Here is a 15,492-nt window from a genome sequence, read left to right as displayed (position 1 = left end):
TTACTTACCGTAACGCTTGCGCGCTTTGGCCTGGCGGACCTTGTCCCGCTCCGCCTTGTCGGCGGCCCTTCGGGCCTCCTCCTCCTTGGCCTCAATTTGCTCCTGACTCACCATGTCAGGGGTCTCCAGCGTGAGGGAACCCAGTTGCCCCAAGCGCAGCTCATGGATCAGGATCTCCGAGACCTTGTGCAGATCAGAAACGCCCCCCTTGCGCATGCAGCCGCGCCGCTGTGCGATGGCATCCATCAGCTCCATGTCGCTACCGGGCAACTCGCTGAGCTGATAACGATCCATCAGGCGCTCGGGGTAGGCCTTGAGCAGATACTCGGCAGCAAACAGGGCGATATCGGCGTAGTCGATCACCGTGTCCTTGATGGCACCGGTCACCGCCAGGCGATAGCCACAGGAGGCGGGGCTCAGCTTGGGCCAGAGAAAGCCCGGGGTATCGGTCAGAATGATGTTGCCCTCAAGCTTGATACGCTGTTGGGATTTGGTCACCCCCGCCTCGTTCCCTGTCTTGGCGATGATACGCCCGGCCAGGGTGTTGATCAGGGTCGACTTACCCACATTGGGGATCCCCATGATCATGGCGCGCACACCACGCAGCTCCTTGTCACGATCCGGCACCATCTCGTGGCACAGGGCCAGCAGGCTCTTGATCTCGTCCGGCTTCTGCTGGGTGAGCGGCAGGGCACGGATCCCCTTTTGCTGCTCCATATGAGCAACCCAAAGAGCGGTGGTAGCCGGATCCGCCAGATCGGCCTTGTTGAGTACCTTGATAACCGGCTTGTCACCGCGCAGCTCCGGTACCAGGGGATTTTCGCTGGAGAAAGGGATGCGAGCATCGATCATCTCGATGATGACATCGACCTGGGGCATCACCTCGGCGATCTCTTTTCTCGCCTTGTGCATATGGCCGGGGAACCAGTTAATCGACATCGCTTCTCTCCATCAGATCCAAAGGTCGCGCATTCTAACCAAGTTTGTGCCGCTTGTAGAGGGGCCGTAAAAAAGGGGGCAAGCCCCCTCTTGTCCGAGCGGCGCCTAGCGCCCCGCCATCACCTGCTTGAGACGGGCACTCCAGTGCCGCACCTCACCATTTTGCGGCAGGCTCTGCCATATCTGCCGGTAGCGGGCATCGCCGAGAGGACCGAGACGAGCCTCCAGGCCACTGCGGATATAGTCGTGGGCCGTCGTGGTGGCATGCTCCGAGGTGAGGAACTTGCGCACCGGATCGGTCAAGTGCACATCGCGCATGCCGAGTAGCGGATAGTCGGTATGCACCGCCGCCAGCATGGTCTCACGCAGGGCAGAGTCGACGTAACCGCGGGCAAACAGGGCCTGCACCGAGGCTATCGATCCTGGCTTCGGCCCCAGGTACTGCTCCTGGAACTGGATCCGCTCCACCCCTTGCGTCTGTACCTTGCCGTCGGTGCGCGGTGCGGCAGGCGCAACAGCGGCAGCGACGGGAGCAACCCGGGCTGGAGCGGGCTGCGGCTTCTGACTGCAACCGGCCAACATAAGGGCGACCACCAGCCCCATCAGGGGATAGCCGTTAAAACCCATCATCATCTACTCCTGGATGGCCGGCTCGGCCGGTGCTTCAATACGGGTCACCAACAGCTGATCCACCTTGTAGCTGTCGATATCGACGACCTCGAACTTGTAACCGGCAAAGGTCACCGAGTCGGTCCGCTTGGGGATCTTGCGCAGCATATACATGATAAAGCCGGCGATGGTCTCGTAGTTTTGATCGTCCGGGAACTCCTCGATGGCGAAGGCTCGCATCACATCCGAGATGGGGGTAACGCCATCGACCAGCCAGGAGTGCTCATCGCGCTGCACGATCTGCTCTTCCACCACATGAGTCGCCCACTCGCCCATCACGGTACTCATCAGGTCGTTCATAGTGACGATACCCACCACCAGAGCGTACTCATTCATCACCACGGCGAAATCACCACGATGATTCTTGAAATACTCCATCGCCTCGTAGAGGGTCAGGGTATCGGGAATGATGAGCACGTTGTGGATGAGGGAGTCACCTCCCTTGAAGTCGATGCTCTTGCCATTGATGACGCGGATCAGCAGCTCTTTGGCATCGACAAAGCCCTTGATACTGTCGAGGTTCTTGTCGCACACCAGAAACTTGTTGTGGGGGTGATCGGCAATCTTGGCCTTGATGCTCTCTTCACTCTCTTGCAGGGTGAAGTAGATGAGGCTCTCACGGGCCGTCATGGCCGAGGTGACGGAGAGAGACTGCAGCTCGAAGACGTTCTCGATAAGCTGCTGCTCTTCCCGTTGCAATACCCCCGCCTCGGCCCCCGCATCGACCAGGGCGAAGATATCGTCAGAGGTGATCTCGTCCTTGCGCACGGTCGAGATACGCAGCAGCCGAAACAGGGCATTCGCCAGACCGTTGAAGATCCATACCAGAGGACGCAGCAACACCACCAGGAAGATCATCGGGCGAACAATGCGCACGGCGATCTGCTCGGGAAAGCTCATGGCCAGTCGCTTGGGCATGAGATCGGCGATCAGAATAAAGCTGCAGGTAACCACCACAAAGGAGAGCACAGAGCTTATCTGCCCTAAACCGCTGCCCTGATAGACACGGGAGACCAGCTCCTGAAAGGCCGGGTTAAGACTGGACTCGCCCAGCACACCGGCGAGGATCGCCACCGTGTTGAGGCCAATCTGTACCACGGTAAAGAAGTTCCCCGGCTGGGCTTGCAAGTCCAGCACCTTCTGGGCATGGCGATGCCCCTCGTCCACCATCACCTGCAACTTGATCTTGCGAGCGGCGGCGAGAGAAATCTCGGAGAGTGAAAAGAAGACACTGCCGGCAACCAGCAGCGTAAGCATGAATAAACTGTCAGCAAAACTCATGATGAACCTATCGGCTAAGGCCGCTCGGCATCATCATCCCCGATTGAGGACGCTCGAGCCGCGGCACAGGGGCAATATGATAACAGAAATTAGCCGAAAAAGGGGGAGAGGCGAGCCTTTACGCCTCCTAGAGGTTACTGCTGCGCTCCATGGAGATGACCACACGGCGGTTCTTGGCCCGTCCCTTTTCTGTCTCGTTAGAGGCCACATGTTGCTTCTCCCCATGGCCCTCAACCGCGATCTTGGTCGCGTCGAGTCCCAGTCCGGTGAAGAAACTCTTGACGCTCTCGGCCCGCTTCTCGGAGAGCGTCTGGTTGGTCCAACGGCCGCCATAGCTATCGCTGTAGGCGTCGATGACCACCACATCGATACTGGGATCGGCCTTGAGATAGGCAGAGATCATCTCAAGCCGGCGCCGCGAGGGGGCCGAGAGGCGATCGCTGTTTTTCTCATAGGTCAGAATACTGAAGGCGATATCATCGAAACTGTAGGGCAGCAGGCTGCTCATGCAATCCATGAAGGCCTGATACTTGACCCGAAAGTTCACCGAGGAGAGGGAGACGCGCACGGCCCTGTCCTGACGATACCAGTCCCGATATTGGAAGGTGGGCATGCGTCCCCCCTCCAACTCGTCGAGCATGGTCCAGGCAGTCTGGCCATTCACCAGGCCATCAAATTGTTTGTAGAAACGCAACTGCGCCAACTGGCGGCCTGCCACTCCGGGGCGCCAGGCAGGAGGCATGGAGCCGAGCGTCACCGACTGGCTCTGTGCCTGGGGGCGCTGCCCATGCAGTTCGAAGTCGAGGTTGATCTGTTTGCCGGCACGGGCCACAAACATGCCGGTCCCCCAGCTTGGAATAGGATGCTCGAGGCGACACTCGACCTGAGTGTCCGAGGTCAGTCGCCAGACAGACTGATCCAGACTGGCACCAAACTCGGTGACTCCAGCCTGAACCGGTACGGCTGCCGCCATGATTGCCCACCAACTGTGCTTCACTGACCATCCTCCAGAGAACCTCAGCTCTCTTATCGGCAGTCATCCCCCATCCTTTAGGGCCATGCAACGGTGCGGTCGGGGCGACAATCGGCCACGCTTTTGCCATAATGCCCCCTCGTTTTATGCCTGTTGAGATCCCATGACCGAGTCAGTTCATACCCTGAAGGGACGTTTTCGAGGCTTCTATCCCGTCGTCATCGATGTGGAGACCGCCGGTTTCAATGCCAAGACCGATGCCCTGCTGGAAATCGCCGCCTACACCCTCAAGATGGATGAGGCGGGCTGGCTCAGACCCGACCAGATTTTCCATTTTCATGTGGAGCCCTTTGAGGGGGCCAACCTGGAGAAGGCGGCACTGGAGTTCACCGGCATCGATCCCTTCAACCCCCTGCGCGGCGCCGTGAGCGAGAAAGAGGCGCTGACCGAGATCTTCAAGGGGGTCCGCAAGGGGATGAAGGAGAGTGACTGTGGGCGTGCCATCGTGGTCGCCCACAATGCCACCTTCGATCATGGTTTCGTGATGGCCGCCGCCGAGCGAGCCGGCCTCAAGCGCAATCCCTTCCACCCCTTCGCCACCTTCGATACCGCAGCGCTCTCGGGGTTGGCACTGGGCCAGACGGTGCTGGCCAAGGCGTGCCAAAGCGCAGGGATCCCCTTCGACAATAAAGAGGCCCACTCGGCCCTCTACGATACCGAGCGCACCACCGAGCTCTTCTGTCATATCGTCAACCGCTGGAAGGCTCTGGGGGGCTGGCCACCCACCCTGTCAGAGAACGTCCCGAATGAGGGCGATGAGTGATGCCAAGACGGGAGCCAGGGCTCCCGTTTTTCTCTCTGACAAGTAGCCATGAAGAGAGTGACAAGCAAGGGATCACATCAGACTTATGATTCATCAGGTAAAGCAAAAGGCCCCGTCTTGCGACGGGGCCTTTTGCTTTACTTGACCACTACAGAGGGAGGGATGATTCGCCGCCAGGACGGCTCACCCCTTCGGGGCGTCCTTCGAATGTTCGTCGCAGCAGAGCTGCTCCGCTCGAACCCGCCCAAGCTTCTTACCCTCCTTTGGCTCAGGGCAAGAAACGAAAAAGGGTCCACTTGAGTGGACCCTTTCGAATTTGGCGGTGAGGGAGGGATTCGAACCCTCGATACGTTGCCGTATACACACTTTCCAGGCGTGCTCCTTCAGCCACTCGGACACCTCACCAAATTTTGTCAGCTTAATGTTTGCTGGCTGTGCGGAGCACGCTCTGCGTGCTTTTCATGTCGACTTCGTCGACGGGCAGCCACTCGGACACCTCACCAAATTTTTTGTTCTGCGCTGTGCGTCGGAACGGGGCGTAATGTAGGGGATTGAACCTGTGGGGTCAACACCTATTTGTCTCTAGTGTGCCGTTTGCTCAAAAACCACACCAATTGAGCGATAACCCCACATTTTCTTACGCTTAGCGCACCATTAACTCGGCCAGAGCCTCCTCAACCGTCGGGTAGAAAGCCAATCTGTCGGGGCGGGGGTGGACCTTGGCCCGAGCCAGGGTCTTGAGCGGCTGAAACTGCAGCTCAGCCACACGAAGAGCGACCCCCCGCTGCGCCAGAGCCTGCTCAAACTGCAAGAAGGCCGACAAACCACCGGCATCGAGTACGGTCACCGACTCCATCTGCAAGACCAGCACGTCGTGTCCCTCTACCTTGCCCAGCAACTCTCCGAACACGCGCTCGGCGGCCGCGAAGAAGAGCGGACCATTGATCTTGTAGAGCAGGGTACCCGCCGACACCTTATGGGCATGGCGACGATCCTCGGCCATGTTGTGAAGGCGGGTCATTCTTGCCACCTCCCGCATAAAGAGTAGGGAGGCCAGGATCACCCCGAAGGTAATGGCGATCACCATATCGAAGATGACGGTGAGGAGCAGACAGACCAGCAACACCACCACATCCGAACGTGGGGCCCGGCGGATCAGCTCCACCGCCTTGTGAGCCTCACTCATGTTCCAGGCGACCACCAGCAGCAGTGCCGCCATGGCCGACAGCGGCAACCAGGAGAGCCAGGGAGCAAGCACCAGAATGGCCGCCAGCACAACCAGCGCGTGCACTATGCCGGAGATCGGGGAGGTCGCCCCTGCCCTGACGTTGGCAGCCGAGCGGGCGATGGCCGCCGTCGCCGTAATGCCACCGAAGAAGGGGGAGAGCACATTGCCAATCCCCTGCCCCACCAGCTCGGCGTTGGAGCTGTGTTTACGCCCCGTCATGCCATCGAGGACCACGGCGCAGAGCAGCGACTCGATGGCCCCCAGCATGGCCATGGAGAAGGCCGCCGGCAGCAGACGCTGCAAGGTGGTCAGACTCCAGGCCACCGGCTGCCCATCGGGTCCGGGCAGAGCCCAGGGGAGGATCAACTCGGGGGCGATGGGCGGAATACCGCTACCCTGGGTACCATCGGCCAGGGTGTAGTGAAACTTGGAGCCGATGGTTGCCACATCCACCCCGGCCAGATGCAGGCCATAACCGAGCCCGACCCCGATCAGTACCGCGGGCAGATGGCCGGGTACTGGCAGCTTCAACCTTGGCCAGAGTAACAAGACAGCCAGCGTGACGACGCCTGTGAGAGTATCCCCCCACTGCCAGCTCGGCAGGGCCTGGGCCAGCGCCTCTACCTTGCCCAGATAGGTCTCCGGCATCTCGGCCACACTCAGACCGAGAAAATCCTTGATCTGCAAGGTAGCGATCACGACGGCAATCCCCCCGGTGAATCCCAGGGTAACCGAGGGGGGGATGTACTCGATGAGACGCCCAAGGCGGCCCACTCCCATCACGATAAGAAAGAGGCCCGAGATCAGGGTCGCCATCAGAAGACCCGACAGCCCGAACTGCTGGGCCACCGGATAGAGGATCACCACAAAGGCCGCCGTCGGTCCCGAGATAGAGAAACGGGAGCCACCGGTCACGGCGATGGCAATACCGGCGATGATGGCGGTGTAGAGGCCGTGCTGCGGTGCGACGCCGCTGGCAATCGCCAGCGCCATGGCCAGCGGAATGGCGATGATCCCGACGGTGACGCCGGCGACCAGATCGCGCCCCAGGCGCGTCAGGTTATAGGGCTCTTGGAAACAGGCTTGGCGAAGGGCAATACCCAGCCTAACACTCTGTAGCTGTGTTTGATTGTGCATCGAGGTGTAATACCAGAAGAGATAAAAAAGACCGGTAGAGACCGGAACCCGAGTCATCGGGGCGTCGGCAAGCGGGGTCGGCGCGACGATGGTATCGCTAACATTGTAACGCGATTGAGAGCGAACCGGCGCCGATCAGGATCAATAATATGAGCGAGCCACCCGGCATGAGAAGGTGGGGCGGGCATCGCCGATGCGGGCGCCATCTTCGAGATGAATGACTCTTTAACCATATGATTGTATTGAATTTAGCCAACCGATATCCAGGGTGGTGCAACGCCTTGACAGCACCGGAGGGGCTCATTATTATGCGCCCCGTCCCGCAAGCGACGATTCCTCCATAGTTCAGTCGGTAGAACGGCGGACTGTTAATCCGTATGTCACTGGTTCGAGTCCAGTTGGAGGAGCCACTTCCCCCGTAGTTCAGTCGGTAGAACGGCGGACTGTTAATCCGTATGTCACAGGTTCAAGTCCTGTCGGGGGAGCCACATTCGATACCAAAAAGCCCGATCACGTGATCGGGCTTTTTTGTTTGTGTCCATCATACCTGGCGCCGCCCCATGAAGGGGTTACAACGATCCCGCAGGCTGCCGCAGCAGCGGGTCCTGGGCAAACAGGGTGACCAATTGGCCATACACGGCCGGATAGATGGTGTGCAACAGCCTGGGATCGGTGAAGAAGAGTTCGCAGCTCACCGCCAGAAATTCGGCCGGATGGGTGGCGGCATAGGGATCGATGGCGCTCTCCTCTCCCCGATCGAGCTGCTCATTGAGGGCATCAAACGCCGCCTGAAAGTCGGCTCGCCACCTCTCCATCACCATGCCGGGACGCATGGGAGGAACGCCGTCTGCGTCACCGCCCAGCATATCAATCTTGTGGGCAAGCTCATGGATCACCAGGTTGTAGCCATCCCAGCCCCCATCCTGGCAGAGCTCACTCCAGGCCAGCACCAGGGGGCCCTGCTGCCACGACTCACCCGCATGTTCCTCCTCCACCTCGCTCACCAGGCCATATTCGTCCTGGATGGTCTCACGCCGCACTACCGGTTGGGGGATCACGATGATCTCGTGAAAACCGCGATACCACTCCAAAGAGAGGTTCAGGATAGGGAGCGCCGCCTGCAAGGCCAACGCCCCCGTCTGCTCATCACTGAGCTCAACCCCGATGAGGGTCAGGCGCTTGCGCTGCAACAGGGTCGCGGCCAGCTCAAAGAGACGCCCCAACGCCTCCTCATCCAACCCGTCCAGGATCGGGAGCGTGCTGGCCACCTTCGCCAGTGGCAGAGGCGGGGCAATCTCTTGGCCCAACAGGGCCCTCAACCGGGTCAACATCCCCATCAGGTGTCCCCCAACCGTTTGACCAGCCGCTTGCGCCGCTCCTCATACCCTGCCCGCTCATAGAAACGGTGGGCATCGAGGCGGTGCATGCTGCTCGAGAGCTCGACCTGGGTGACGCCCCGCGCCTGGCAGATGGCCTCGGCTACCGCCAGCAAGGCTGCGCCAATACCGGCCCCGCGCACCGACTCGTCCACCACCAAGGCCGAGATCAGCCCCCATGATGGGGCCACATGCAAAGGGGTAAACAGGTGCAATACCAGCACGCCGTCGATCCCCTCTCCCCTGTCGTGGACCAATACCACCCGCTCCGGGCTGTGAGCCGTGAGGGCCGCCGACATATTCCGCCCCCCTTGGGGATATCCCAGGGCAGCGAAGAGCGTGGCCAGTCGCACTCCATCGTCCGGACAGGCTTCACGCACCACGCTGTTGTACTGCGTCGTCACTCCTTGCCCCTCAACCTTGCTGCCCATGCGTGTTCAAAACACGAGCAAAGTTCACACATTGGCAACATTTCAGAAAATTCCTCTTTGAAGGTTCACAGCGAATCGTTATGTTATTCCTGTCCAGTCAGTAACTGCGCTCTGTTTTGGTGTTTTATGAGACCAATTTGCCATTTCATCGCAGATCGTTCGGCTGAGCCCTTAACAACTCGCAAGGAATGATACCGGATCCCGTTTATTCGGTCACAAGCTGATACCCAATACAACAAAAGGAGTCGTTGTACATGAGTGAATTGGTCAATGCCATCAATGGCATTATCTGGAGCCCCGCGCTCGTCTATCTCTGCCTGGGAGTAGGCCTCTACTTCTCCCTGCGCACCCGTTTCCTGCAACTGCGCCATCTGCGCGAGATGATCAAGTTGATGTTCCAGGGCAAGGGCAACGAGGCGGGAGTCTCCTCCTTCCAGGCCCTCTCCATGACCCTGGCCGGCCGTGTCGGTACCGGTAACATCGCCGGGGTGGCCACCGCCATCACCTTCGGTGGTCCCGGCGCCCTGTTCTGGATGTGGATGGTCGCCTTCCTCGGTGCCAGCTCGGCCTTCGTCGAATCCACCCTGGGTCAGATCTACAAAGAGAAGCTCGACGGCGAGTATCGCGGCGGCCCCGCCTTCTACATCGAGAAGGGCCTCGGCATGAAGTGGTACGCCTGGACCTTTGCCATTGCCACCGTCTTCGCCTGCGGCGTGCTGCTGCCGGGAGTACAGGCCAACTCCATCGGTGCCGGTCTGCAGACCGCCTTTGACATCAGCCCCAACGTCACGGCCGCCATCCTGGCCCTGCTGCTCGGCTTCATCATCTTCGGCGGGGTCAAGCGCATCGCCAACTTCGCCGGCATGGTGGTTCCTTTCATGGCACTCGCCTACATCATCGTCGCCTGTGTCATCATCGCCCTCAACATCACGGCCCTGCCGGGCGTGATCCTGCTCATCTGGAAGAGTGCCTTTGGCCTCGATGCCGGCTTCGGCGCCATTCTGGGCCTGGCAGTCATGTGGGGGGTCAAGCGCGGCGTCTACTCCAACGAAGCCGCTCAGGGGACCGGCCCTCACGCCTCCTCTGCCGCGGCGGTGAGCCACCCGGCCAAACAGGGTCTGGTGCAGGCCTTCTCGGTCTACATCGACACCTTGTTTGTCTGCTCTGCTACCGGCTTTATGCTGCTCATCACCGGCCTGTACAACGTGCAGGGTCCGGAGGGTGCCGCCCTCTTCACCGGTATCGCCGGTGTGGCGGCAGGCCCAGGCTATGTGCAGACCGCCATGGAGACCATGATGCCCGGCTTTGGCAGCTACTTCGTGGCGCTGGCCCTCTTCTTCTTCGCCTTCACCACCATCGTCGCCTACTACTACATCGCCGAGACCAACATCGCCTACCTGACCCGCAGCATCAAGGTGCCTGGGCTCAAGACGGTGCTCAAGCTGGCGCTGATGGGGGCGACCGTGTATGGCACGGTCAAGACCGCCGATCTGGCCTGGGGCATGGGGGATATCGGGGTGGGCCTGATGGCCTGGCTCAACATCGGTGCCATCCTGCTGCTGCAAAAGCCGGCGCTGGTTGCCCTGCGCGACTACGAAGCCCAGCAAGCCCAAGGGGTAGACCCTGTCTTCCACCCGGAAAAACTCGGGATCAAGAATGCCGACTACTGGATCGACAACCGCGCCGAGATCAATCTGATGCGCGAGAAACAGGGCCACGAGTTCGAGCCGGATCAACGCTCGGCCTAAGTGGCGTCAAGATGAAAAATGGCAGCCTCGGCTGCCATTTTTATTTCTTTGAATTCAATAGCTTACATTAAAATCAAGAAGTTATGTGCCACATAAGGGGACACGTTGGGACGTGAAAAGACACCAAAGTTGGCAAAATGTGGACACTTTTTTCGGCCCATTCTCGGGGAGATCAAGCTGGTTGAAGATGGTTTTCCAATGGGTTAAAGCGGACCGCGTCATTGAGATAATCCGGTGCAAAGTGGGCATAAGTCATCGTCTGATGAATGTTCTGATGCCCCAGAATTTTTTGCAGGGCCAGGATATTGCCACCCGCCATCATAAAGTGAGAAGCGAACGTATGGCGCAGCACATGAACCGCCTGCCCTGCCGGCAAATCAGGGGCCACTTGCTTGATCACGTCACGCACCAGCAGATAGTCAACGTCTTTGAATAACAGGCCACGATGAATACCCTGGGTGATCTCCTTCGCTAGGGCGGCAGAGATAGGCACTGTCCGGTTCTTGCCGTTCTTGGTGTTGATGTAAGTCACCCGACTGGCAATCACATCATCACGCCGCAGCCCTGTCGCCTCACTCCAGCGGGCACCGGTGGCCAAACACAACTTGACCACCTTCAGATTGTCACCTGTCAGCACGGCCAGCAGGCGACCAATTTCCTCATGGGTGAGATACCCCATTGCGCGGTCAACCTGTTTGACCTTTTTCAGCCCTTTAAGCGGGTGATCATTGTGATAGTGCCCCAATGCGATCAACACCGAAAAGACGCCGCTAAGCCTGTCCTGCTCCCAGTTGAGCGTACTGGGCTGGCAACCGGCTTGCAGGCGCTGCGCCCGATACTCAGCAAACAACAGGCGGTTTATTTGCCGGGCCTGGGGATAGCCCAACGCCGCATCCAATTTGCGCAGTCGGGTAATGGCGTTTTCCCCCGACTTCAGAGTCTGGCCGTGGTAGCGCCACCAGAGCTCGATAAGCTCGGAGAGCGTCCGGTTATCTGCCGGGCGCTCCACCCACTCTTTATTGTGTTCGGTGGCAATCACCCAGCGCTCGAACTGCTGGGCCTCGGACTTGGTCTTGAAGCGCTTGCGGATCCGCTTGCCACCCCTCCCCTGCGGACGGATATCGACCAAATAGCCATCGGGAGTGGACTTGATGCTCATCGCACCTCCTCATATAGGAAGGTGCTTACCCATTCCCGCAGCCTGCTCTTAACCACAACACCCAACAACTGCACTCTCACAGCCATCTAACCTCCATCAAAACACTGTTCTTTTATACAGCATTCAGTGAAGGTTAGCAGTGTTTAACTCTAGGTAATACATACATGAACAGGCATGTGGATTGTGGCCCATACAGAGGGCGCAATAGTTTCCAGTTCAATGTTTGGGATGAGCGGCTAGCGGCCAGCAATTGAAAAACTCTTTACAGCTCAAATTAAGGTATGCGTTGCTTTTCCTGTATCAATCCCGACAAGCCACTCTGTGGCTTGCCGGGTATATTATTGATAATGCATTAATTTATCTTCTGCAGGATATAATCACCGTCTTCAAATATTCTGACATTAACCTTATCATTAAGTTTAAATGAAAGAAGATCATCTTTACCGATGCTAGTAGCGATAATTATTTGACCGCCAATGTCAACCATTGATGACGATTTCTCAAGGAGATTCTTAAAACTTTCCTTATTTGCTTCGTGTTGTCTCGGCTCATCAAAAACGACAAAGCCTCCATGCTTCACAGCATCAAAATCAACGCCTAACTCTAATAACGCCAATGTATAAGACCAAATGATTCTAATGTAATCACTTGCTGATGAGTCTGCGACAATGTCATATCCATCCAACTCTGGCCTCAACGTTTGAGAGGATATTTTCACATAATTAAGTGAGCGTTTATCGAAACCAAAACGATTAAGATTACTCTTTAATGCATTCTCCAACCCTTCAATGATTTTAGATGACACACTGCGCTCAACTTCTTTTTTTACAACATCTAGAGCACCTTTCGAGATATGCCAATCGTTATGAATCTCTACAGCGCGTTTATTGTACCGCTCTAGCTGTGTATTTATTTTTTCTAACTGTTTTATCCTATTTTCCAAGTCAAGCTTTCGTCTGATTTCTGATGAGTTAGTTAGCCTGTTGATGAAATTCTCTTCGTCCTTTGTTAAGGTCTCAACCTCTTGACTAACAACAAACAATCTAGATTCGAATTCTGATATAGACTTTTTATATGTGTCAATGTTAGTGAGATGTTTGTTTTTAATGCCATCATAAAACTTAGATTGATTATTTAAATAGTCTATGTTTTGCTCAACTGATAGAGGACTAATCTCATGAGTCTGCTCTATTAGAGACTCATGTAAATTACTATCGCAAATAGGGCATCTCTCAGTACAAAACTCTTGATGTTTTTCACTGCCAACATCACTGAGCCTTTTAAGCTGCTTATACTTATCAAGATCACGTTTTATTTGCTGTAACTTACCATCAACTTTCGTCAAGGATATTACTTCAGCCTCTTGAGACTGCTTAATGTTAAGGAGTTTTCGTTCAACCTCACGGAGTGAAATTAACTTATGTTCTAGCTCTTTTGAATAAGGCCATGATACGATTTGATCGTGAATATCCTTAAGATTGATCTTCAAACCAGTAATATATGCTTTAAGTTCAGTTTCGGTATTTATATTCTCGACATAAAATTCGAAAGGAGACTCATTAATGTCGGTATCTTGAAGCGAAAAGCAAACCCGTACATGGGTATTTGTAAATTCACCAAGTGATGCTACAGCTGCTTGATTTTTATCCCACTCACCTTCATAGTTTTTAAGGTCTACGGTTAGTTCTGACATTCGATTTTGTTTATCATAATCTTCGAGTCCGAGAACATACTCAAGAGCAGATTTCTTTATGTTCTTTATTCCGTAGTGTGTTGGTGTATTAGCTTGTATTTCTGACCACCCACGCTTTTGTTCAATAAAAAACAATGGAAATACACATTGCAGATATAATTTTCTTAAATTTCCATCGTACGTTGTTAGTGTAGGTAACTTCCAGCCAATAAATTTCTCTAACCAATAATGAAAACCGTGCTCACTTTTAGCTGAACCAACGGTTCCTGCACTACCGAGGAAGTAATCAACATCATTACCATGCTGAGTAACGGTAATTTTATCTTCATGCCCCTTGATATCACGAGTCAATATCGCTCTTTCATCGAATTGATTCGAGATCTCTAGTGTCACATGAGAATGCTTTACAAACAAAACATTAGCGTCATCAGATTTTAAACTCTTTAAGTCTGAAGAAACCGCATTAGGAAATGGCTTTTTACGACTAGGGCCGAGAAGGTCTTCTAATCCCAATGCATAGGCTATAGCATTTATACACGTTGACTTTCCTGATGTATTCTCAGCACGTATAATATTCAATCCATTTTTAAAGGGGAGTTCAACACCATAAACCCCATCATTTGTTTGGACTGTTACCTTTAAATTATTCAACATCAACCCAAGCATAAATCACCACCCCATAACTCTGTTAACAAACGAGTCTGTAAACTTTGTTTTTATAGTATTTATAAACTCAATTTCATTCTGAAATAAGCCTAATTCTAAAGAAAGAGAAATTAATGAATGGCCACACTCCAAAAGCTCAAGATTTTTCCCTTCAAACATGAAGAATTTTTTCACCATACCTAACTCTATTGTTCTTTCTGTGTATGAATCATCTTTAAAGAAATTAGGCTTTAAACTAAGATCATTAAGAACTTCATTATAGTATGGCCAATCCTGCTCTCTAATTAACATCCATGTAGCTAATTTCAACTTGATGAGACTGAGTCCATATGTGTTAGAACCAAGATAATGTATACATAAACACATTAACCCTAAACGCCAAAGAGGTCTTTGTTCTATAGGAATAGGATAGCCCCCATCATTAAAAATGACTTTGGCTTTCTCATTTATATCTGATGTCATAAAATGAACTCCATCTTACATTCAGCAATCCATTGCGCAATGCATCCAATGGAAAGCAACTCACAATTTTTTTCTGATATGTTCATTTTACCAAATGCGGTTCTATTTTTCTCCCTCAGAGAACGCATTATCTCCTCAGGCGGAATACTCTCAAATAATGAGTCATTTCTAAGAACATCCAAGTTACTATTTGCCAGGCCAGATAGATGAGCATGTATATTTGGAAATTGATATCTATATGCATCAAGTAAATCATTTACCTGTACATAAAACAGTATCATGCTTTCTCTCAATCGTTCATTTTTACCTTTTGTGATGACTTTTGTCTTTCTTTCTATATTGTCATTAAATGTAGAGTTAACGTCTTTCCAAACATTTAAATCATGTTCTGATGGTGTATCTACATCCAAATCAACTTTATCTTCAATATACTGCCTTGCAAATATTGCTTCTGATGGATAAGCCTCATCAGTTAGAATTTGGACCGCAAACGAAGAGCAATCGATGAATGACGGAGGGGAAGACAAAAGTTCTTTTTTCTTTTTGTTGCAATGCTTAATTATATCTTTACTTCTATCTTCGGGGGTAAGTAAAATCCACCGATTGATTTTTATATCCCCTAACATTTCAACAATGTCAGCCTCATAAGCTTTTAATTTACCAATGTCATCAGTGATTTTTTTCTTAACCCTTTTCTTATACTCTTCCATCGTACATTGATCAGGGAAGTAACATTGAAAAATTTTACCACAAGTGGTAAAAAACTCGATGCCATGGTCACCATTATCAGAATCAGGCACTCGAGTGATGTTATATACACCAAAATGCCTAACCAACATGTCGTAACAGTATTTCTCCCATGACTTACGGTTTAATTTATCTTTAAAGTTAGATGCCATGAACCACC

Annotated in this window: 13 protein-coding genes and 3 tRNA genes; 4 read left to right on the top strand and 12 right to left on the bottom strand. The window is 53.9% G+C overall.

The window, feature by feature from the left end:
• The 4 genes from ylqF to AB5Y48_RS10355 all read right to left on the bottom strand — a co-directional run bounded on the left by ylqF (position 1) and on the right by AB5Y48_RS10355 (position 3,862).
• The gene (ylqF, locus tag AB5Y48_RS10370; protein ID WP_050666086.1) at positions 1 to 939 is read right to left on the bottom strand and encodes a ribosome biogenesis GTPase YlqF; all 939 of its coding nucleotides are present in this window, start codon (positions 937 to 939) and stop codon (positions 1 to 3) included.
• Between the two features lie 105 nt (positions 940 to 1,044).
• Entirely contained in the window at positions 1,045 to 1,566 is a 522-nt protein-coding gene (locus AB5Y48_RS10365) for a hypothetical protein (RefSeq protein ID WP_136614615.1), read from the bottom strand.
• 6 nt (positions 1,567 to 1,572) lie between these two features.
• Entirely contained in the window at positions 1,573 to 2,889 is a 1,317-nt protein-coding gene (locus AB5Y48_RS10360; protein WP_050666084.1) for a hemolysin family protein, read from the bottom strand.
• A gap of 127 nt (positions 2,890 to 3,016) precedes the next feature.
• On the bottom strand, positions 3,017 to 3,862 hold the full coding sequence (locus AB5Y48_RS10355) for an OmpA family protein (protein ID WP_368164358.1): 846 nt from the start codon (positions 3,860 to 3,862) through the stop codon (positions 3,017 to 3,019).
• A 163-nt stretch (positions 3,863 to 4,025) separates the two neighbouring features.
• Between AB5Y48_RS10355 and rnt the strand changes: the two genes are divergently transcribed.
• Positions 4,026 to 4,685 carry a ribonuclease T gene (rnt, locus tag AB5Y48_RS10350; RefSeq protein WP_368164357.1) on the top strand — a complete coding sequence of 220 codons (660 nt, stop codon included), beginning with the start codon at positions 4,026 to 4,028 and terminating at the stop codon, positions 4,683 to 4,685.
• A gap of 317 nt (positions 4,686 to 5,002) precedes the next feature.
• Here rnt and AB5Y48_RS10345 read toward each other — a convergent pair.
• Together AB5Y48_RS10345 and dauA are read right to left on the bottom strand one after the other, a co-directional pair.
• Positions 5,003 to 5,090 (bottom strand) — tRNA-Ser (locus AB5Y48_RS10345).
• 238 nt (positions 5,091 to 5,328) lie between these two features.
• A complete protein-coding gene (gene dauA / locus AB5Y48_RS10340; RefSeq protein WP_224163376.1) occupies positions 5,329 to 7,050 on the bottom strand; it encodes a C4-dicarboxylic acid transporter DauA in 1,722 nt (573 codons plus the stop codon).
• A gap of 334 nt (positions 7,051 to 7,384) precedes the next feature.
• On the opposite strand from dauA, the gene AB5Y48_RS10335 reads away from it, so the two are divergent.
• Positions 7,385 to 7,460: transfer RNA gene (locus tag AB5Y48_RS10335), tRNA-Asn, on the top strand.
• A 2-nt stretch (positions 7,461 to 7,462) separates the two neighbouring features.
• Positions 7,463 to 7,538: transfer RNA gene (locus AB5Y48_RS10330), tRNA-Asn, on the top strand.
• An 81-nt stretch (positions 7,539 to 7,619) separates the two neighbouring features.
• On the opposite strand, the gene AB5Y48_RS10325 is transcribed toward AB5Y48_RS10330, so the two are convergent.
• Together AB5Y48_RS10325 and AB5Y48_RS10320 are read right to left on the bottom strand one after the other, a co-directional pair.
• Positions 7,620 to 8,387 (bottom strand): zinc-dependent peptidase, encoded by a 768-nt coding sequence (locus AB5Y48_RS10325; protein ID WP_224163377.1) that lies wholly within the window; start codon positions 8,385 to 8,387, stop codon positions 7,620 to 7,622.
• Positions 8,387 to 8,857: a GNAT family N-acetyltransferase gene (locus tag AB5Y48_RS10320; RefSeq protein ID WP_368164356.1), complete on the bottom strand. Its 471-nt coding sequence runs from the start codon at positions 8,855 to 8,857 to the stop codon at positions 8,387 to 8,389. Before AB5Y48_RS10320 ends, AB5Y48_RS10325 begins: the two co-directional genes overlap by 1 nt.
• Positions 8,858 to 9,111: 254 nt before the next feature.
• Here AB5Y48_RS10320 and AB5Y48_RS10315 point away from each other — a divergent pair, with 254 nt between their 5' ends.
• Entirely contained in the window at positions 9,112 to 10,605 is a 1,494-nt protein-coding gene (locus tag AB5Y48_RS10315; protein WP_060586857.1) for a sodium:alanine symporter family protein, read from the top strand.
• A 172-nt stretch (positions 10,606 to 10,777) separates the two neighbouring features.
• Here the strand turns inward: AB5Y48_RS10315 and AB5Y48_RS10310 are convergent, their stop codons facing one another.
• The 4 genes from AB5Y48_RS10310 to AB5Y48_RS10295 all read right to left on the bottom strand — a co-directional run bounded on the left by AB5Y48_RS10310 (position 10,778) and on the right by AB5Y48_RS10295 (position 15,484).
• The gene (locus tag AB5Y48_RS10310) at positions 10,778 to 11,764 is read right to left on the bottom strand and encodes a tyrosine-type recombinase/integrase (protein ID WP_368164355.1); all 987 of its coding nucleotides are present in this window, start codon (positions 11,762 to 11,764) and stop codon (positions 10,778 to 10,780) included.
• Between the two features lie 352 nt (positions 11,765 to 12,116).
• A complete protein-coding gene (locus tag AB5Y48_RS10305; protein WP_368164354.1) occupies positions 12,117 to 14,123 on the bottom strand; it encodes a hypothetical protein in 2,007 nt (668 codons plus the stop codon).
• A gap of 3 nt (positions 14,124 to 14,126) precedes the next feature.
• On the bottom strand, positions 14,127 to 14,585 hold the full coding sequence (locus AB5Y48_RS10300; RefSeq protein ID WP_368164353.1) for a hypothetical protein: 459 nt from the start codon (positions 14,583 to 14,585) through the stop codon (positions 14,127 to 14,129).
• Entirely contained in the window at positions 14,582 to 15,484 is a 903-nt protein-coding gene (locus AB5Y48_RS10295; protein ID WP_368164352.1) for a hypothetical protein, read from the bottom strand. Before AB5Y48_RS10295 ends, AB5Y48_RS10300 begins: the two co-directional genes overlap by 4 nt.
• Between the last annotated feature and the right edge of the window lie 8 nt (positions 15,485 to 15,492).

The sequence above is a fragment of the Aeromonas sp. R6-2 genome, from assembly GCF_040908155.1.
GTDB lineage: Bacteria > Pseudomonadota > Gammaproteobacteria > Enterobacterales > Aeromonadaceae > Aeromonas > Aeromonas schubertii.
The sequence above is the reverse complement of the archived record's forward strand: the minus strand, read 5'-3'. Positions and strand labels throughout refer to the sequence as shown.

Bases quoted from the DNA above. Each gene is read 5' to 3' on its own strand.
- ylqF (WP_050666086.1), bottom strand. From the start codon at position 939: ATGTCGATTAACTGGTTCCCCGGCCATATGCACAAGGCGAGAAAAGAG.
- AB5Y48_RS10365 (WP_136614615.1), bottom strand. From the start codon at position 1,566: ATGGGTTTTAACGGCTATCCCCTGATGGGGCTGGTGGTCGCCCTTATG.
- AB5Y48_RS10360 (WP_050666084.1), bottom strand. From the start codon at position 2,889: ATGAGTTTTGCTGACAGTTTATTCATGCTTACGCTGCTGGTTGCCGGC.
- AB5Y48_RS10355 (WP_368164358.1), bottom strand. From the start codon at position 3,862: ATGGCGGCAGCCGTACCGGTTCAGGCTGGAGTCACCGAGTTTGGTGCC.
- rnt (WP_368164357.1), top strand. From the start codon at position 4,026: ATGACCGAGTCAGTTCATACCCTGAAGGGACGTTTTCGAGGCTTCTAT.
- dauA (WP_224163376.1), bottom strand. From the start codon at position 7,050: ATGCACAATCAAACACAGCTACAGAGTGTTAGGCTGGGTATTGCCCTT.
- AB5Y48_RS10325 (WP_224163377.1), bottom strand. From the start codon at position 8,387: ATGGGGATGTTGACCCGGTTGAGGGCCCTGTTGGGCCAAGAGATTGCC.
- AB5Y48_RS10320 (WP_368164356.1), bottom strand. From the start codon at position 8,857: ATGGGCAGCAAGGTTGAGGGGCAAGGAGTGACGACGCAGTACAACAGC.
- AB5Y48_RS10315 (WP_060586857.1), top strand. From the start codon at position 9,112: ATGAGTGAATTGGTCAATGCCATCAATGGCATTATCTGGAGCCCCGCG.
- AB5Y48_RS10310 (WP_368164355.1), bottom strand. From the start codon at position 11,764: ATGAGCATCAAGTCCACTCCCGATGGCTATTTGGTCGATATCCGTCCG.
- AB5Y48_RS10305 (WP_368164354.1), bottom strand. From the start codon at position 14,123: ATGCTTGGGTTGATGTTGAATAATTTAAAGGTAACAGTCCAAACAAAT.
- AB5Y48_RS10300 (WP_368164353.1), bottom strand. From the start codon at position 14,585: ATGACATCAGATATAAATGAGAAAGCCAAAGTCATTTTTAATGATGGG.
- AB5Y48_RS10295 (WP_368164352.1), bottom strand. From the start codon at position 15,484: ATGGCATCTAACTTTAAAGATAAATTAAACCGTAAGTCATGGGAGAAA.